Consider the following 17,664-nt stretch of genomic DNA (forward strand, 5'->3'; position numbering starts at 1 on the left):
CGCGTCCGCTGTTGTTGCAGGAAGGAAGCCCTGCGGCCGGGGTCAGTTTTTTCGCTCCTGACCGTTTACGGATTCAGCCAATGCCTTCGCTTAAAATTTTAAAAACTCGGCCTGTCGGCCTCAAACAGTTTGAAATTTTTTAGCTCCGGCATTTGCTGAATTTTTCCGTAAACGCTCAATGTCGCTTCAAAAACTAACCCCTTCCTTGGACTTCCTTGGAAGTCCTAAAACTGGTATAATCGCCAATCAATAAAAAAATAACTTTTTGATTTTACTTAACACTTAATCACTTAAAACTTAACACTGCCTGCAAAAAAGACTTTTTACAGGCTTATCATTCTTGAATTTGCAAACAGTTATTTTTATGGTACAGAGGTTTTATTATGGCACATATGATCTGCATTGCAAATCAAAAGGGAGGGGTGGGCAAAACCACCACCGCCATCAATCTGGCTGCCGCCCTGGCCCATGCCGGCAAAACCACTCTTCTCGTGGACTGTGATCCCCAGGCCAATGCCACCACTGGCCTGGGAATCGACAAAAGCGGACTGGAAAAGACCCTGTACCATGGTTTGATCGGCCATGCCGATGCCCAGGACATCATTGTTGAAAGCGGTGTGCCCCGGCTCTGGCTGATGCCGTCCCGGGTGGAGCTGATCGGTTTTGAGGTGGAAATGTTAGGCGATGCCTCACGGGAGCGGCTGCTTCAGCAGTTGCTGTCCCCGTGCAGTCAGGCATATGATTATATCCTGCTGGATTGTCCGCCTTCTTTGAGTCTACTGACCGTCAACGCCATGACCGCCGCCCACGGGGTTCTGATTCCCCTGCAGAGCGAGTTTTACGCATTGGAAGGCCTGGGTCAGCTTCTGCAGACGGTCAAGCGGATCAAGCAGCGGATGAACCCGTCTTTGAAAATCGAGGGAATCCTGCTGACCCTTTTTGACAAGCGGACCAATCTTTCCGGTCAGGTGGCCGAAGATGCGGAAAAATATTTCAAAGACATGGTCTATGATACGCGGATTCCCAGGGCCGTGCGTCTGGCCGAGGCCCCCAGCTACGGCAAACCCATTCTTTCCTATGACCCGGCCTCGCCGGGGGCGGTGAGCTACAGTGCTCTGGCAAGGGAAATGTTGCGGAAGCACAATGCACCCGGAGCCCCGGGGCTGCAAAAGACCGCCAGCTGACAGATGCTCATGAAAAGGGGGGACCATGAAAGCCGATGATGCCGGCGCAACCGAGAAAAAACGCAAGCGCGGCCTTGGTAAAGGCCTGGATGCGCTGTTTCCGGATATTGAAATCGGGGACCAGAATCAACAGCCGGAATATTTTCCATGTGATATCAATCGCATCTGTCCCAATCCTTTTCAGCCCCGCAGGCAGTTTCCCCGGGAAGAAATGGCCGAACTGGCCGAATCCGTGAAAATCCATGGCGTGCTTCAGCCTCTGTTGGTTCGGGAAGCCAAAAACGGCTATGAACTCATTGCCGGCGAACGCCGGCTTCGGGCAGCCAAGATGGCGGGCTTGTTTACCGTGCCGGTGGTGGTTCGGGGCATTGGTGATCAGCAGCTGCTGGCCCTGTCCATTATTGAAAACATCCAGCGGGCCGATCTCAATGCCATGGATGAAGCTGAAGCTTATCAGCGGCTGCTTGACGAGTTTGGCTTAACCCAGGAGCAGGTGGCCGGCCAGGTGGGCAAAAGCCGCTCGGCAGTGGCCAATTTCCTGCGGCTGAACCAGCTTGCCGACACGGTCAAGGAGCATGTGCGCACAGGGGATCTGAGCATGGGCCATGCCCGGGCCCTTCTGGGCGCGGACAATCCGTCTTTGCAGCAAACCGCCTGCCGGACGGTGGTCTCGCGAAAGCTTTCCGTCCGGGAAACGGAAAAACTGGTTGCCCGGTTAAATACCCGGACCAGTGATCAACCACAGCCTGCGGCTTCCAGCGAGGAAATCCATTTTGCCGGTCTTGAAGAGGACCTGGGGCGCAGGTTCGGCACCCGGGTGAAAATCAAGCGGCGGGGCAAAAAAGGGCGCGTGGAGATCGAGTTCTATGATGACAATGATCTGGACCGCCTCCTGGCTTTGCTCAAAACCGATTAGATCATGGCCCTGCATCTGATCATAGACGGTTACAACCTGATCCGCAGGTCTGACCGATTGCGCCGCGCTGAAGACAAAAGCCTCGAACTCGGGCGCCGGGCCCTGATTGATGAACTGGCCGCTTATAAGCGGATCAAGGGCTACAAGATTACCGTGGTATTTGACGGCGGCCAAAACAATGATCCTTTTGAGGCCAGGTCTGCCGAAAAAGGAATACGGATCCGGTTTTCACGGTACGGACAGACCGCGGACGCGGTGATCGTAAATATGGCCTGCCGGGATGCGCAAAAGGCCATGGTGGTTACCGCGGATCGGGAACTGGCCGCCAAAGTGGCTGCAAAAGATGCAGTCCCCGTGGATCCGGGCGAGTTTGAGGAAAAAATGGAAATGGCAAGGCTGATGGAAGTCAAGGGTACCGGCGCAGAAGACGGGGATCGTCAGGGCTGGGTGCCGACCACCCGGAAAAAAGGGCCGGCCCGGCGCCTGCCCAAAAGCCGCCGCCGGCAGCTTCGAAAGGTGAAAAAATTATAGAATGAAAACCATCTGTGTCATAGACGGCCAGGGCGGCGGTATTGGTGCGGCCATCATCAAGCGGCTGCGTGCGTTGTTTGAAGAGGACGTGGAGATTGTGGCCCTGGGCACCAATGCCATTGCCACCGCCCAGATGCTCAAGGCCCGCGCCAATCGGGGTGCATCCGGAGAAAATGCCATTGTGCAGACCGTGGCCCGCATGGATGTGCTCATCGGGCCCCTGGGCATTGTCATGGCCAATGCCATGATGGGCGAGGTAACACCGGAAATCGCCGGGGCCGTTGCATCCAGCCCGGCACCCAAGATGCTGGTGCCCCTTTCCCAGGAAAATGTGGCGGTTGTGGGTGCATCCAGCATGCCCCTGCCCCACCTGCTGGATGTGCTCATTGCAGAGCATCTGCAGCCCTGGTTGGACGAATTCAATTGAAACAGGAGAATATTGAAAAATGTGCGAAGCCAATGCATATCTGATAAAAGAACAGGAACCGGAACTGATCATGGAGGCCGTGGATACCATCGAACCAGAAGACGGGGGATTTAAACTGGTCAATATTTTCGGGGAGCAGAAATTCGTCCGGGCGGCCATTCATTCCCTTTCCCTGGTGGATCACAAGGTGTTTTTCAAAAAGGATGAAGCCTGAATCCGGTGCCTGGCCAACAGTTCCCGGGAGATGCATGAAGATTACAATCGCAACAACGGCCGGGTTCTGCATGGGCGTGCGCCGGGCGGTGGAACTGGCCCTGGATTCCGCCAACCAGGATGGCGGGCCCATTTATACCTATGGCCCCCTGATACACAACCCCCAGGTTTTGGCCATTCTCGGGCAAAAACAGATCTCTGTGATAGAAGAGATCCCGGAAACCGGCCGGGGCACGGTGATCATCCGGGCCCACGGAGTACCGCCGGAAGATAAGCATGCTCTGAAAGATGCCGGTTTCAAGGTCATAGATGCCACCTGCCCAAGGGTCATCCGGGTCCAGTCCATTATTGCCCGGCACGCAAAGCAGGGTTTTGCTGTGATTATCGCAGGAGACCGGGAGCATCCCGAGGTGCGGGGGTTGCTTGGATATGCCGGCAGCCGGGGCCATGTGGTCAATTCCTTTGAAGAGATAGAGGCCCTGCCGGCCTTTGAAAATGCCATCATCGTTGCCCAGACCACCCAGAACACCGCGTTTTTCGAAAAGGTCAAGCAATGGGCCGGCGAAAACCGGCCGCATTATCGGGTTTTTGAAACCATTTGCGACTCCACGGAAAAGCGTCAGGCAGAGGTCCAGGCCCTGGCCCGGCAGGTGGATGCCGTGGTTGTGGTGGGCGGCTATAACTCCGGCAATACCCGGCGGCTGGCCGATATTGCGGGCCGGTCCGGGAAAAAGGCCTTTCACGTGGAAACCGCAGAGGAGCTTCCTGTCGAAGAGTTGACGGAATGCCGGAGCATCGGCATTACCGCCGGGGCGTCAACGCCCAACTGGACCATCCGTCAGGTCGTGCAGCACATGGATCGGCGGCTGACCGGAAAAGGCGGTCGATGCAGGCGATTTGTGCATATGCTGATGCGGTGCCTGATGCTTTCCAACCTGTATCTTGCCGTGGGGGCCGCAGGTCTGGCCGCAGCAGGGACCTGGCTGCAGGGTGTGCCTTTAAGACCCCATTATTTGGGTATTGCGGCATTATACACCCTTTCCATGCATACCCTGCACCATATGCTCGACCGGATGGCAGACCGGTACAATGACCCGGACCGGGCGCGGTTTTACCAGGAAAACCGGTATGCCCTGACAATTCTGGCCGGTGCCGCCGGTCTCGGGGGTCTGGGTGTGGCCTGGGCAATGGGGCCGTTGTTTTTCTGGCTGCTGCTGTGCATGAGCCTGCTCGGGGTGGTCTATAACCTGGAAATCGAGGGAAAAGGGCCGGGTGTGGAGAAAATTTCCGTGTTCAAGCGCATCCCCGGCTCCAAGACCGTGCTGGTGACCCTGGCCTGGGGGATGGCCGCGGCCCTGTTTCCGGCACTGGACGCCCAGGGCTACTTTACCCCGGCCAGTATTGCGGCCTTTGTCTGGATTTCCGCCCTGGTGTTTGTGCGAACAGCGTTTTTTGACATCAGTGACATGCAGGGAAGCCGGATTGTGGGCCGGGAAACCATTCCCATCATTCTGGGCGAGCGCCGGACCCTTTTGCTGCTCAAAGGCGTTCTGGCGGTGCTGATTGTGCTGCCGCCCCTGGCTGCGGCCGCAGGCGTTCTGCCCTTGTTATCGTCCGCGTTGAGTCTTTGCCCGGCAGCCATGCTCGCATTTCTGGTGAACCATGAACGCACCGGGCATTTTCCGGGTGTGTTCCAGGGGTTTATAATGGAAAGCCATTTTGTGTTTGCAGGCCTCCTGGCTTTTATCTGCACAGCCCTGGCCGGATAAACATTCGCAGACCAACCCGGCCGGGCAAAATCTGGACAAAAGACATGGATGAATTTGTTGAAATTCCGATAACCGGGGAATTGGATCTCCACACGTTCAGGCCTTCGGAAGCCGGCGACTTAATCGATGATTATCTGGAGGCGTGCCTGGAAAAAGACATTACCGTGGTGCGCATCATTCACGGAAAAGGCACCGGCAAACTCCGGCAGCGGGTGCATGCGGCACTCAAGCGCCACCGGCTGGTGGCCCGTTTTGAACTGGCCTCCCCGGATTCCGGCGGCTGGGGGGCCACCCGGGTGTGGCTCAAGTCCCCGGACGCCCGTGAAGCCTGACAGGCATTGATGGAAAAATTTCCCAGAAAAGTTTTTGCCACTCTTTTTTTTGCTATTTTTGTATCGGTTACAGGGGTGGGCATCGTGGTGCCCCTTTTGCCGGTATATGCCCATGAGCTTGGCGCCAGCGGTTTTTCCATCGCCCTGATTTTCGGCGGTTTTTCCCTTTCGCGCACGTTTTTTCTCCCCTGGTTCGGCCGGCTTTCTGATGCGCACGGCAGAAAACCCTTCCTGGTAATGGGGCTGTTTTCCTATTTTGTTATTTCCGTTGCATTTGTCCTGGCCCATCAAATCCACAGCCTGATTGCCATCCGGCTCATCCAGGGGGTGGCTTCGGCAATGATCATGCCCGTGGCCCAGGCATATGTGGGCGATATCACCCCTGAGGGAAAAGAGGGCATCACCATGGGCGGATTTAACATGTCGGTGTTTGCCGGCCTGAGCATCGGCCCCCTCATGGGCGGAGTGATCCGGGATGTGTTCGGCCTGAACATGGCTTTTGTCTGTATGGGGGCTTTGGCGTTTTTTGGTTTTTGTCTGGCCGCAGCCCTGCTTCCCCCGGTTACCGGAGAGCGGATTTATGCGGTGGGCCGGGTCCCGGTGAAGTGGCGCCTGCTCGTGCGCGACCCGATGCTGGTGTCGCTTTTTTCCTTCCGCATGGTCTATACCACCTGCATCGGCATCATCTGGGGGTTTTTGCCCGTTTATGCAAATGATGCATTTGCGCTTTCCAGTTCTGCTGTGGGCCTGCTGGTGATGCTTGGGGTTTCGGTAAGCGGTCTGATCCACATTCCCATGGGCATGCTGGCTGATCGCTGGGACAAGCGCTTTATGGTGGTGATCGGCGGCATCGGAGTGGTTGTGGCAATGCTTTTGATGGGCACTGCAAAGGGGTTTTCCGGTCTGTTTGCGGCAAACGTGGTTTTCGGAATCGGCGGCGGCATTGCCATGCCCGCAGTCATGGCTTTGGCCGTGATCCGGGGCCAGAAGATCGAGGCCATGGGGTCGGTGATGTCGATGATTACCGTGGCCCACAGTCTGGGCATGCTTATGGGATCGATTTTTGCCGGGCTGGTTATGGACTGGTTTGAACTCAGGTATGCATTTTTTCTGGGCATCCTGATCATGGCCGCGGGCACGGGCCAGTTTTTTGCCGGAACCCGGCATTCAGACGCAGCCGCCAGGCCCGGACGGGAAAAAACATCATAAAAAGCTTTTTTACCGCGTCCGCTGTTTGTCAGGAAGGAAGCCCTGCGGCCGGGGTCAGTTTTTTCGCTCCTGAGCGTTTACGGATTCAGCCAATGCCTTCGCTTAAAATTTCAAAAACTCGGCCTGTCGGCCTCAAACAGTTTGAAATTTTTTAGCTTCGGCATTCGCTGAATTTTTCCGTAAACGCTCAATGTCGCTTCAAAAACCGACCTCGTCCTTGGGCTTCCTTGGAACTGTTCCCCCAAGGCCGCAAGCCCGGGACCGAGCTATAACAGTAACTTTTCCTGAGGTTGCTTCAGAGACTTGAATGTGTTTCTCTGGCTCCCTTGGTGTGAAATTTTGCACACAGTCGGCCATGATGCCGGCCCGGGGGTGGTTTGCGAGTCGCATTGAGCGCGCAGGCGGTCAGCAGGGAGCAAATCGCCATATGCGAAAATTATAGAATCAAGCACTGGCAGCAACTTTTTTGAAGTTAGAAGGCCTTTTCAGATAGCCGGAGCTGAAAAACAGTTCGGAAGAGGAAATTTATGCAGACTGCAGGCCAATATGCCGTGATAACAGGTGATTTTACGGGATTTTCGGCAATGGATGCCAGTGCACGCCGGTCCATGCCCGGGCTCATGAACAAAGCCGGTAAGGCTTTTTGCCGGCTGATGCCCGGGGTTATGCCGTATCCCATCTCTGTGTTCCGGGGCGACAGCTGGCAGGCCCTGTTTTCCGATCCGTCATGCGCCTTGCGGGCCGCGGTGTTTATCCGGGCCTACATCCGGGCCTTTGGCGGCCATTCGGGTTTTGACACCCGCATGGCCATTGGCATCGGGGAAGTGGATTACGTGCCTGAAAAACAGGTGACAGCCGGAGACGGCACGGCCTTCCGGCGCTCCGGAAAGATGCTGGAAAAAATGGGTTCGCCCCGGGCCGGGGATCTTCGCTACGCTTTTGACAATGCTCCGTTTGAAGTCGTCATTGACGCACTGGTGCGCGCCACCGGGGCACTTATGGAAACCTGGCGGCCGCTTCAGGCCAGAGCGGTGATCGGACGTCTGGAGGGTTCAAAGATCGCCCAAATTGCGGCTGATTGGCCCGGGCCGGTTTCGCCCCAGGCCGTGTCCCGGCATTTGAAAAAAGCCCGCTGGAATGCAATCAACCACGCCATTGCAGTGTTTGAGCAAATCCATAAATAAGCCATTTAAGGTTTAATTTTTGTTTTAAATCTTAAAAGGTTTAATTTTTGCCTGGCTTCAAAATCTGCTGCAAAAAAAACATTTTCACGGGTTTTCGCACGCGGGGCGGTCGGGTGACGGTTTGCTCCCTGCTGACCGCTTGCGCGCTCAATGCGACTCGCAAACCGTCCCCCGTCCGCCCCGCGTGGCCGCCTGCAGGTCTTTGATGGGTAGGGCAAAAACAGGTGATGGGTATCGCGGTGAACTTCGGTCCGGGTGCGGCAGCCGGGCCTGCACCCCCACCGGGGCCACGCGGAAAAAGGCGAAGAAGACGGGGCTGGCTCAGGATTTTCTTTTTCGGCTCACAGGGGTCATGACAACGCGGAATCCCAGGTAATTGCCCTTGAAATCCGCATTTACGCTGGCCCGGTAGGAGCAGCGCAGTTCGCTGGCAAAGTTGCACCAGCTGCCGCCCCGGATGACCCGGCGGGGACCGTCAGCGGAATGCACGGGGTTTTTGTAGCCGTGGCGGCGGTATGCCTCTTCATGGTAAGTGTCTTCGCACCACTCATAGATATTTCCGGCCATGTCGTGCAAATCCAGGTCATTGGGCTCCAGGCCCCCCACCGGATGGGTCCGCATGCCGCTGTTGGCCGAATACCACGCGATCTTGTCCAAAGGCTTGTTTCCCGGGTATTTTTCCTGGCGGCCGCCGCTTCTGCAGGCGTATTCCCACTCGGCTTCCGTGGGCAGGCGGAAATGGTACCGCCCCTTGTTCATGGCGGTGAGTTTCTGGATAAAATCCCGGGCGTCATGCCAGGAAACCTGCTCCACGGGATGAAGACCGCTTTGCTTGAACCAGGCCGGATTTTTGCCGCGCACCTTCTGCCATAGGGTTCCTGAGGCCACCTTTTTCCACTGCTCCTGGGTGACCGTGTATTTGGCCAGCCAGAATCCGTCGATAAACACCTCGTGCACGGGCATTTCATCGCGGTTTCCCTCGCCGTCCCAGGTTCCGCAGCCCATCTGAAAAACTCCGGTGGGAACCCAGGTAAAAACCATTCCGATGGTGGGCTCCTCCCAGTTGTCCCCTGGCTGGTGCGGGCCGGATGCAGCAGGCAGCACCCGGGGCTTTTCTTTGGGCGACTGCCGCTCCAATCCGGTTTTTGACCGGGATTCAGGCCCGGATGCCGGGGCGGCGGAAGAAATCTGCTCTGCAATACCTGTCATTGCAGGCCTGGGCGTTTCAGGGTCTGCAATTTTGTTGGCGCCGCCTGTGCCGGTTTCCACAAAAGAAGCACTGCCCCGAAGATAACCAAGGATAGCTTCAAAATCCGGGGGACGGTCCTGGGGGCGGAAATTCAGACACTGGCTGATTAAAATCTGGATACCAAACGGCAGGTCCGGGCGGGTAAATTCCAGGTCATGTTCCTTGATCCGCCGAAGCCTTTCACTGAAGGTTTCCTGTTCATACGGAAGCGCACCGGCCCAGATGAAATAGCTGACAAACCCGTAGGAAAACACCAGGCTGGAGATGCCCGCCTGGCTGCTGTGGGTCAGGAGCTCCGGGGCGGACCAGTTGGGGGTGAACTGGGCGCTGGAGGAAACCGAGGTGCTGCTGATGCGCTCCAGCCCCCCGAGATCCCCGATAATTAAGCGGTTGTGCTGGTTGATCAGCAGATTTGAGGGTTTGAGATCCTTGACGATAAACGATTCACTGGTTCTGTCGGAAAGCCGGTTTAAGATTTCAGCCAGTTCCAGCATGAGCTTTTCCGCCTCTTCCGGAGGCAGTGGAAAATGGTCCAGAACCCGATCGAGCAGGTTATACGGACAGAATTCCATCAAGATCACCAGGTGTGCCCTGGCCTCCTGTTTGGACACCTGTTTGTCCACCAGGTGAAAATCATAGATCTCAATGACACCCTCGCCCTTGATCTTGTCGTAATATTCCTGGATGGCATAAAAATCATGGGAAATCTTGGAGTCCAGGTCCCCCGGGGTGCGGTGGGACAGGGAGCGCTCCACCATGATGGGCACCACCTTGACCGCCCGCTCCTTGAGATTGTCCTTTACATGGTAGACCACTCCGTAAACACCGGATCCGATTTTCCGGACAACCTCGTAGGTGGGAAGGCATTTTTTAATGATGTCCTTCAATTTTATTCCTCGATCCGGGCAATAATGAAACTGGTATTGTCGGTCAGTCCTTTCCTTCTGGCGGCGTTGGCCAGTCTGGCACCGTTTTTTACCGGTTCGGGGCCAAGTAGCTCATGAATTTGGGAATCCGGAAAAATATCCGTGAGTCCGTCAGAGCAGATCAGGTAGGTGGCTGAACCGTTGACGGGATGCAGATCTGCATAAATTTTGCGCTGGGGCCACACCTGGGAAAAGACCGGTCCGATTCCGAATTCGATCAAATGTTTGTAAGGGTGGGTGGCGGCTTTTTCCGCATTGACCATTTTTTGGTCAACCATGTCCTGGACCAGGGAATGATCATGGGAGACGTATTCGATAAAATCCGAATGAAAGCGGTAAACCCGGCTGTCTCCGGCATTAAAGACAATGGCCGTCATTCCGTCGCAAAGCAGGCCGGCAATAGTGGTGCCGCAGTGCATCGGCAGATCTTTTTCGGCCCGGGCCTGAATGGTGTTTAAGGCATCGCGCACTGCCTGCCGGGAGATGCCGTTGGTCCAGTTGTGGCTTTCAATCTGTCTGCAGGTAAACTGGCTGGCTTCCGCCCCGCCCTGGTGACCCCCCATGCCGTCGCAGACGGCGAGCAGCAAAGTGTCTGTGGAGAAGCTGTTTCTGCGGCTCAAAAGATCGGCCTGAAACAAACTCTGTCCGTCGACTATGCAGTCCTCCTGCCGGTGGCGGGGTCCGATCATCATGGCTGAAAATATCTGGCATTGCATAAGATTGGCCGCAAAAGTGTGGTTTCAGATCGTGGATATCATGGCAAAACCGTCTGGATTTTGCAAGACTGTTTTTCCTCTGTTTTTTTTCGGGGTTGCAGCAGGCAAGGTGTTTTTCACAGGCTGGCTACCGGAGCACGCCTGTCTGGCGGAGCCGGTAAATATATATGCATACAGCGATCAGGATACCGTAACCCAGGACATATCCGCCGATCATCTCCGTTGTGGTGCCGGAAAAGCCAGGGAGAGAAGACAGGCCGGAAAATACGGGCAATGTCAGCCGGACTGCGAGCAGGCCCGTGAAAATCGGAAAAGCGATGCGCCGCATCAGGAAAAGACTGACAGCCCCGACAATGTTGGCTGCAGGCAAAAGCCCCCACAGGGAAGCCTGCAGCAGCGTTTTCATGCTGTTGACTTCTTCCGGACCGGCCCCGCCCCTGTAAAGAAGAATCAACACCATGGCCACGGTCATCAGCCCGGATACACCGAATCCCAGATAAAAAATCGAGATCAGCCATACCCAGATGGAACGACTGCTTTTGGGCTGTGCCGGGTTCATTTTACGGCCTTCAAAACAGAGGGTGTCAGGGATATGCGTCCCAAATTGGCAGGGCACCCAAAAAAATCTTTCCATCTTGATCTTTTGGGTGCCCTGTTGATTAATACCGGTGATCAAACAATTTGCGGTTAATGGGCCGCGCCTTCGGCTGCCTTGGATAAGTCAGCGGCGCCGCTTTCAAATACTTTCGTGGCCGTCTCCAGAACTTCCGGCGGAAAACCCACAATCTTAAACATCACGCCAAAGGCCAGTACCCAGACCACCACCAGGCAGATGACCCAGAGGATAAAGCCGTATTTTAGAAAATCGATGGGAGCAATGGCCCGCTCGCCGGTATCCGGATAAGTCCCCAGCCCGTAGACAATGGCGTTGTTGGGGGTGCCAACGATGAGAAAATGGGCAAACGAGGTGGCAAAGGCCACGGCCAGGCCCGAAGCCCAGGGTTCTCCGGCGACTTCGGACATAATTCCCATGGGGATGACAATGGGTCCGAGAAGGGCCGTGGTTCCGGCATCAGACATGAAGTTGGTCATCAGGCCGGAAAATGAGGACAATCCCACCCAGAGGCCGAATCCCTGGCTCATGCCCGCATAGCTCAAAATGCCCATAACGCTCTGGGCCAGCCACAGGGCGGCACCGGTTTCCTTGAGCAGGGCGCCCAGGGTCAGGGCGCCGCAGTACATAAACCAGGCATCCCAGGAAATGCCGCCCAGGATTTTGTTCCAGGCCGTGGTGCGGAAAATCACGGGGATGATCAGGGCCAGCAGCGCAGGGCCGCCCAACCCGAGATCAGCGAAAATCCAGAGCCCCAGGATAACAATGAGCATGGCAAAGGTGACATATTCCGCGTATTTCATCTTGCCCATTTTCCGGGTTTCTTCCTTCATGGCCGCAAGGCCCGGGGTCAGGTCCTTGTGCTTGATTTTTCCGGAAAACAAAACAATCATGTACACGGCCACGATCAGGCCAAGCACCGGCACCATGGGAAAGCCGTAGGTCATCCAGGTGAAAAAATCCATGGGCACGTTATAACCCTGCCAGAAGCCCATCATGATCACGTTTCGCCCGCCGGCGGCCGGAGATCCCACGCCGCCAACGTTTAAGGCAAAACATAAGGCAAAAAGCAGAAACTTGGCCAGGTTGGGGTCGTGTTCGATTCTGCCGCCGGAGCTCTTTTCGGATACCACCCCGAAATAAACCGCCATCATCACCGGGGTCATGAATGCACACATGGCATGGGCGGAGATAAAAGAGCCGATAATGGCCATGCTGATGCACAAAACAAAAATGGGGGTGTAAAATCCCCTGGTCCAGCCCAGAATCCATGTGGCCAAACGCTTGTGCAGGCCCACATCCACTACGGCCACCCCCATGGCCAAAACCCCAAGCAAAAAAAGCGGGGCATCACCGGCAAAGGTTTTGCCGATCATGCCCCGGGGAAGAAGACCGAGAAAATAAGCCAGAAGCGGCATCAGGATGCCGGTCAGGCCGATGGGGATCGCTTCTGTGGCAAAAAAGATAATGGCCATGGGGATGATGCCCAGCACGGTCATGGCCTTGTCTGCGGCATGGTCCAGGTTTTCGGCAATGCCCCAGTCAATCAATTTATTGGCAATGCCGTGTTTGTCAATGGTTTCCACCAGGCTTTCCGGGGTGGGTAAAATAAATCCGACCACAACAAAAAATGCAATACCGACAATCAGCCAAAGGGTCTTGTTGGCCAGAATCCCGCCCTGGCCGCCGGTGTCTATTTCATGGCTCATATGTGCAATCTCCTCGGGTTGTAAACGGTTTGAACTCAGATTAGAGGCTGCATTCCTTCATTGCGTCCACGACCTGCTTAAATACGTCGGTCAATCGCAGAATGCCAACAATGTTGTCCCGGTCGTTGGTCACCAGCAGGGATTGGTGCTGGCCCATGATCAGCTGGTTGATGGCCACATCCAGGGAATCTGTATTTTTAACAAATTCGCCTTCTTCAGGAACGTGCATACAGTCTTTTGCCTGCATGCCGGCCGCCTTTTTGCAGATATCCATCAGCGGCTTGTCCCACAGGGAAAACTGCTTGACCATAGAGCGCAGAAATTCCTGGCTGAATCCGCTGGCCATCATCCGCCCGGCATTTCCGCCGGCGGCCTGTTTGTATTTTGGCTCCAGGCTGCGCAGGATGTCGAGCTGGCTGAGTTTTCCCACAACCCTTTTTTGTTTGTCATAGACCAGAATGGCCCTGTGGGGATATTGGGCGCCCGGGCGCTTGTATTGCTCCTGGGCTTTTTCCAGTGCCATGACCGCATCAAACAGGCTGGCGTTCTGGTCGATGGTGGCGTATTCTTCAAGCGGCACCATCATGTCCTGGACAGTAATTTTTTTCATGGCAGCACTCCTCCTGGTTTCCGGTGCTGTCACCGGGTTTTGGTCATATCCTTTTTGAATTTTTATGAAATTGACTTAAGCTTTGTTCAGCCTTTTGTGCATTTGTCCCTGTCTCTTCATTTCGGGCCATATCCCATGGATTGAAGATTGTGGACTTACTAAATTTTCTTTTTGGTGTCCAGTTTTTTGTTTCAAGTTGTTTATGTTTCAAAATGTTTCGAGGCGCATGTCTGCTGGATTTTTCCAGGAACCGGGGAGAATTAAAAAACGGCCAAATCCCCAATGAGACAATTTCTCAAACAGAAATCAGATTATAATCTTTCTGGCAGGTTGCAGGCAACCCTGAAATTTTGTATACTCGGCCTGAATTTTTCCTGGACTTTTACGGCGCCATCTGAAATCAGACTTTTTACGGTGCCATCTTCGTTGGAGTCTATCATTTTTTTTTGTTTTTGACAGGAGAATCAATGATTCTGCAAACCACCGGTTCTGTGACGCCTTTGCTGCATCTGCTTGGCCCGTCTGATCTGCCGGCCTTTCTGATTCAATCTGATCCGCCTGTTCTCATTGATGCGGGCATGAGCGCCGTGGCTCCGCAGTATATCCGTGAGGCAAAGGCTATATTAAACAGCCGCGGTCCTGCTGATCTGTTTTTGACCCATGTGCATTATGATCACTGCGGGGCTGCGGCATGGCTGAAAAAGGCTTTTCCGGAAATGCGCATCTGCTGCTCAGAAGCCGGAAAAGATCTGCTTTTGCGTCCCAATGCGGTTTCCACCATTGGAAAGTTAAACCATGCCGGTGCCGGCTATCTCCAACAGATGGGCCAGGCTGACAAGGAGGCCCCGGAATTTGAGGTCTTTGAAGTAGACCGTGTCATAGAAGACGGCCAGAGCATTGCCCTGGCACCGGGCCTGAGCCTGCAGGCGTTTGCCACCCCGGGCCATACCCGGGATTCCATGAGCTTTTATCTCCAGGAACAAAAAATCCTGTTTACCGGAGAAGCTGCCGGCATCATGGCGCCGGACGGCTATATTTTTTCCGAGTGGCTCACGGATTACACCGATTATATGAATTCCCTGGAAAAACTGGCCGACCTGGAAATCGAGATTCTGTGCCCCGGCCACGGGTTTGTTCTCACCGGAAAAGATGCCGCCGATTACATGCCCAGGGCCATTGAAAGCGGCCACAGGTTCCGGGAACTGATTGAGACCACCCTTGAGCAAACCGATTGGGATGTGGAGCAAGCCAAGCAGCACATCAAGCAGATCGAGTATGATCCGCTTGCCGATCCCAAGCAGCCGGAGTTTGCCTATCTGTTAAACCTGGACGCAAAGATCCGCGCGGTTATGCGCGTTTGCACCCAGTGATCCGGCAAGTGCCGGCCGGCATGTCCCGGCCTGGAGTCAGAAATTATCCGGTTGCTGCCGGGACGTGCTTTCCAGGTCGATGACCAGTCGGTTGTCTGCCGGGGGCAGGTCGGTCCACCATCCTTCCACAAGGTCTTTTTGAAAAAATAAAACCAGTCTGCCCATTATCCCGGTGCCCTTTGCGCTGATAACCGTATCGGGTTTCTGCTCGTCGCCTGCCAGATGGGCCAGGTAGGCCTCTGCGATTTGCGGGGCAAGCAGATCCATGCCTTTTTCTGAAACATGGTATTTTTCCAGTGCATCCCCGGCCAGGCCCACGGTGCCTTCCATGGCAAAGTTGCGGGCGTAGTCCGGAAATTCTTCTGGCATGGAATCAATGGCTTTTATAAACCGGCTTTCAATGGTGCAGGTCTGCCCGGCGGATATGGTGATTTCGCGCCAGGGGCAGGGCCAGGTCACCAGGGAGCCGGTTTCAATGTCAAATACCGGGTTTGGAATATCTTCAAACTGTTTTACCGTTATATCCTGGGCGTGGAAATGACCGGTAAACACCAGGCGCACCCCGTAGGCGGCCAGCAGCCGGGCAATGGCTTCACTGTGATCCACCACATATTCGCCGTAGTATTTTTCATTTCCGGGGTAATGCGCCACCAGTCCGTGATGCATCATTGCAATGGCGGCCTTGTTGTTTTTCCGGGCCTGTATCAGCATCTCCTCAAGCCATTTAAGGGTCTTGTCTGAAAAACGGCCGTTTACCATCGGATGGCCGCCGGCCCTGTTTTTGCGCCACAGGCATGAATCCAGGGCAAAAAGCCAGAGCCCGTCCACGGGTTCGGCCACATAGCTCAAAGATGCGGAGTCACGGGAGATGGCATTATCGTATCCGTAAGCGCCGTAAATCTCACTGAACCCTTGGGGTTCCACGGTTTCCACGCCCTGGCTGCCTTCATTGGTATAGCGCACCGCCTCGGGGTTGCGGACGTCATGGTTTCCCGGAACCACGTAAATGTCTGCCGTCGGGTGCAGGCGGCGGATTTTTTCAGCCACCCGCTGGTGGTTAATGCGTTCGCCGTCCTTGGTCATGTCCCCGCAAATGAGGATGAAATCCGCAGGTTCTTTTTGTATCTCAGAAGCGGCGGCTTCCAGGATTTCATCGCTTAGGGCCAGCATTTTTCGGTCTTCACGGATGTAACGGGCAAAATCCGGCCCCGAGGTGCCAAGGCCGGGATGGTAATAATGCGGATCAGTGAGAACAATAAAGCGGGCGGCGGGGTAATCGGCCGGCTGCGGCAGCCTATGGGAAAGCTTCGGGTCCTGCTGATACCGGAAAGAGGCCGGCTCCGGTCCGGATTTGCCGCAATTTGTGCAAAAGATGCAGGCGATGAATGACAAAATCAGGATAATGGGCCGGGTGCGCATGGGCTGCCTCCTTGCTGTGAAAATTTGCCTTGTTTTATAGCACACAAGCAAGGCCGGTTTCACGCCAAATTCCATAGTGCAGGCAAAAAAATCCGAACAAGGATTGAATTTGCAGTTGTGTGAATGTAAAACCAAAGCCATGAACAAAGTTTCTTTCCATGCCCCTGTATCGGATCGGATCCGGACGGCTGGTTTTGTCCTGGTGGCATTGGTGTACGTGATTTCAGGCTTCCGGGCAGTGAACTGGCGGACTGAAGACGGGATGGGCCATGCTTTTTTCAGGCTTTTACCGCTGGCGCCGGCCTGTTTTCATGCCTATTTTTATTTTGTTAAATGATAAAGACTGATTCCATGTTCCAGGGAGGTCTGCCCATGTTTAAAGAAGTTGAATCCATATTGTTTGCCACCAATCTTTCGGAAAACTGCCGGCCGGCACTGGATGCCGCCATTGCCATGGCCACCCGCCACCAGGCCGAGCTGGTGCTGCTCCATGTCGTTGACCGGGATGTGCCCGGCCAGATTGAGGAGCATTTCAAGGCCGTTTTGGGCGAGGAAAAATGGGCGGCAATCAAACTGGAGCACGAACAGGATGCCCGTCAGGCGCTGATCGGGAAAATGTCCACGGATAAACTCAGCCGGAAGGTGATCCGGCGTTACTGCCGGGATGCGGGTATGGACCCGGATTCCTGCGGCTTTGCCTGGCGGGAGGTTGTGGTCCTAAACAGCGATATTGCCGGCACCATTGTTTCCCAGTGCGATGGAAACAACTGCGACATGATTATCATGGGCAGCCGCAAAGGGTTTCTGGGGGGAAATTCTGTGGGGTCGGCCATCAAGGCGGTTTTGCGGAAATCCAAAATCCCGGTGCTGGTCGTGCCGGCTCAATAAGGGCGGTTTGCGGATTTGGTCTGGTCCTTGAGCTGTTTTTTTGCGTATTTTACCGGAAAATCCGGATGCATAAGATACGGCCGCATGTTTTTGTCAAAATCCGCGCGAAGACTTTCAAAAACGCTGGTTTTTTCCTGCTGGTCAATAAACCGGCGCTGACGGGTATGCTCCCAGACAAGCGTTTCTCCCAGCCGGTTTTTGATCTCCTCCTGCGGGGGCAGATCATTGTCCTGGTTTGTTCCGTAAAGGCTGTGGACGGAAACAAGTAGGCGGGCCCGAAGGGTCACCAGCATCCGGTCTCCGATCTGGGTGACAGATGCGTCATAAATTTCCAGCACAGCCTGGTTGTCCAGAATCGTTTTTTCAATCAGTGTCTCTTCCATCAGATCTGTCTGCCTT

The 17,664-nt window shown here is 55.0% G+C and carries 19 protein-coding genes; 12 read left to right on the forward strand and 7 right to left on the reverse strand.

The genetic code is table 11. The features are described 5' to 3' along the window. Positions 1-383: 383 nt before the first annotated feature. The 9 genes from ACTCIA_RS00005 (at position 384) to ACTCIA_RS00045 (ending at position 7,765) form a co-directional block, all read left to right on the forward strand. Positions 384-1,184, forward strand: a complete 801-nt coding sequence (locus ACTCIA_RS00005; RefSeq protein WP_462999752.1) for a ParA family protein — start codon at positions 384-386, stop codon at positions 1,182-1,184. Positions 1,185-1,209: 25 nt separating this feature from the next. Then, positions 1,210-2,100 carry a ParB/RepB/Spo0J family partition protein gene (locus ACTCIA_RS00010; RefSeq protein ID WP_462999753.1) on the forward strand — a complete coding sequence of 297 codons (891 nt, stop codon included), beginning with the start codon at positions 1,210-1,212 and terminating at the stop codon, positions 2,098-2,100. 3 nt (positions 2,101-2,103) lie between these two features. Next, positions 2,104-2,631 (forward strand): NYN domain-containing protein, encoded by a 528-nt coding sequence (locus ACTCIA_RS00015; RefSeq protein ID WP_462999754.1) that lies wholly within the window; start codon positions 2,104-2,106, stop codon positions 2,629-2,631. A 1-nt stretch (position 2,632) separates the two neighbouring features. Further along, the gene (locus ACTCIA_RS00020; RefSeq protein WP_462999755.1) at positions 2,633-3,058 is read left to right on the forward strand and encodes a DUF3842 family protein; all 426 of its coding nucleotides are present in this window, start codon (positions 2,633-2,635) and stop codon (positions 3,056-3,058) included. A 19-nt stretch (positions 3,059-3,077) separates the two neighbouring features. Further along, positions 3,078-3,272 (forward strand): CooT family nickel-binding protein, encoded by a 195-nt coding sequence (locus ACTCIA_RS00025; protein ID WP_462999756.1) that lies wholly within the window; start codon positions 3,078-3,080, stop codon positions 3,270-3,272. A 34-nt stretch (positions 3,273-3,306) separates the two neighbouring features. After that, the gene (gene ispH / locus ACTCIA_RS00030) at positions 3,307-5,040 is read left to right on the forward strand and encodes a 4-hydroxy-3-methylbut-2-enyl diphosphate reductase (RefSeq protein ID WP_462999757.1); all 1,734 of its coding nucleotides are present in this window, start codon (positions 3,307-3,309) and stop codon (positions 5,038-5,040) included. A gap of 44 nt (positions 5,041-5,084) precedes the next feature. Next, complete coding sequence (locus ACTCIA_RS00035) at positions 5,085-5,372, forward strand: Smr/MutS family protein (RefSeq protein WP_462999758.1); 288 nt, start codon at positions 5,085-5,087, stop codon at positions 5,370-5,372. 9 nt (positions 5,373-5,381) lie between these two features. Beyond that, complete coding sequence (locus ACTCIA_RS00040; RefSeq protein WP_462999759.1) at positions 5,382-6,581, forward strand: MFS transporter; 1,200 nt, start codon at positions 5,382-5,384, stop codon at positions 6,579-6,581. 527 nt (positions 6,582-7,108) lie between these two features. Next, positions 7,109-7,765, forward strand: a complete 657-nt coding sequence (locus tag ACTCIA_RS00045; protein ID WP_462999760.1) for a hypothetical protein — start codon at positions 7,109-7,111, stop codon at positions 7,763-7,765. A 321-nt stretch (positions 7,766-8,086) separates the two neighbouring features. On the opposite strand, the gene ACTCIA_RS00050 is transcribed toward ACTCIA_RS00045, so the two are convergent. The 5 genes from ACTCIA_RS00050 to ACTCIA_RS00070 all read right to left on the reverse strand — a co-directional run bounded on the left by ACTCIA_RS00050 (position 8,087) and on the right by ACTCIA_RS00070 (position 13,588). Next, the gene (locus ACTCIA_RS00050; RefSeq protein WP_462999761.1) at positions 8,087-9,901 is read right to left on the reverse strand and encodes an SUMF1/EgtB/PvdO family nonheme iron enzyme; all 1,815 of its coding nucleotides are present in this window, start codon (positions 9,899-9,901) and stop codon (positions 8,087-8,089) included. Between the two features lie 2 nt (positions 9,902-9,903). Then, the gene (locus tag ACTCIA_RS00055) at positions 9,904-10,632 is read right to left on the reverse strand and encodes a PP2C family protein-serine/threonine phosphatase (protein ID WP_462999762.1); all 729 of its coding nucleotides are present in this window, start codon (positions 10,630-10,632) and stop codon (positions 9,904-9,906) included. A 151-nt stretch (positions 10,633-10,783) separates the two neighbouring features. Further along, entirely contained in the window at positions 10,784-11,215 is a 432-nt protein-coding gene (locus tag ACTCIA_RS00060) for a hypothetical protein (RefSeq protein ID WP_462999763.1), read from the reverse strand. Between the two features lie 128 nt (positions 11,216-11,343). Continuing rightward, a complete protein-coding gene (locus ACTCIA_RS00065; RefSeq protein WP_462999764.1) occupies positions 11,344-12,978 on the reverse strand; it encodes an SLC13 family permease in 1,635 nt (544 codons plus the stop codon). 40 nt (positions 12,979-13,018) lie between these two features. Further along, complete coding sequence (locus ACTCIA_RS00070) at positions 13,019-13,588, reverse strand: CBS domain-containing protein (RefSeq protein ID WP_462999765.1); 570 nt, start codon at positions 13,586-13,588, stop codon at positions 13,019-13,021. A 467-nt stretch (positions 13,589-14,055) separates the two neighbouring features. Between ACTCIA_RS00070 and ACTCIA_RS00075 the strand changes: the two genes are divergently transcribed. Next, positions 14,056-14,958, forward strand: coding sequence for an MBL fold metallo-hydrolase (locus ACTCIA_RS00075; RefSeq protein ID WP_462999766.1), 903 nt, complete (start codon positions 14,056-14,058; stop codon positions 14,956-14,958). A 36-nt stretch (positions 14,959-14,994) separates the two neighbouring features. On the opposite strand, the gene ACTCIA_RS00080 is transcribed toward ACTCIA_RS00075, so the two are convergent. Next, on the reverse strand, positions 14,995-16,377 hold the full coding sequence (locus tag ACTCIA_RS00080; protein ID WP_462999767.1) for a metallophosphoesterase family protein: 1,383 nt from the start codon (positions 16,375-16,377) through the stop codon (positions 14,995-14,997). Between the two features lie 76 nt (positions 16,378-16,453). On the opposite strand from ACTCIA_RS00080, the gene ACTCIA_RS00085 reads away from it, so the two are divergent. Further along, positions 16,454-16,714, forward strand: a complete 261-nt coding sequence (locus ACTCIA_RS00085) for a hypothetical protein (RefSeq protein WP_462999768.1) — start codon at positions 16,454-16,456, stop codon at positions 16,712-16,714. A gap of 35 nt (positions 16,715-16,749) precedes the next feature. After that, entirely contained in the window at positions 16,750-17,265 is a 516-nt protein-coding gene (locus ACTCIA_RS00090; protein ID WP_462999769.1) for a universal stress protein, read from the forward strand. Here the strand turns inward: ACTCIA_RS00090 and ACTCIA_RS00095 are convergent. After that, entirely contained in the window at positions 17,259-17,648 is a 390-nt protein-coding gene (locus ACTCIA_RS00095) for a hypothetical protein (protein ID WP_462999770.1), read from the reverse strand. The two genes, ACTCIA_RS00090 and ACTCIA_RS00095, sit on opposite strands and share 7 nt — an antisense overlap. Positions 17,649-17,664 lie beyond the last annotated feature (16 nt).

The sequence above is a fragment of the Desulfosalsimonas sp. genome (genome assembly GCF_055149105.1).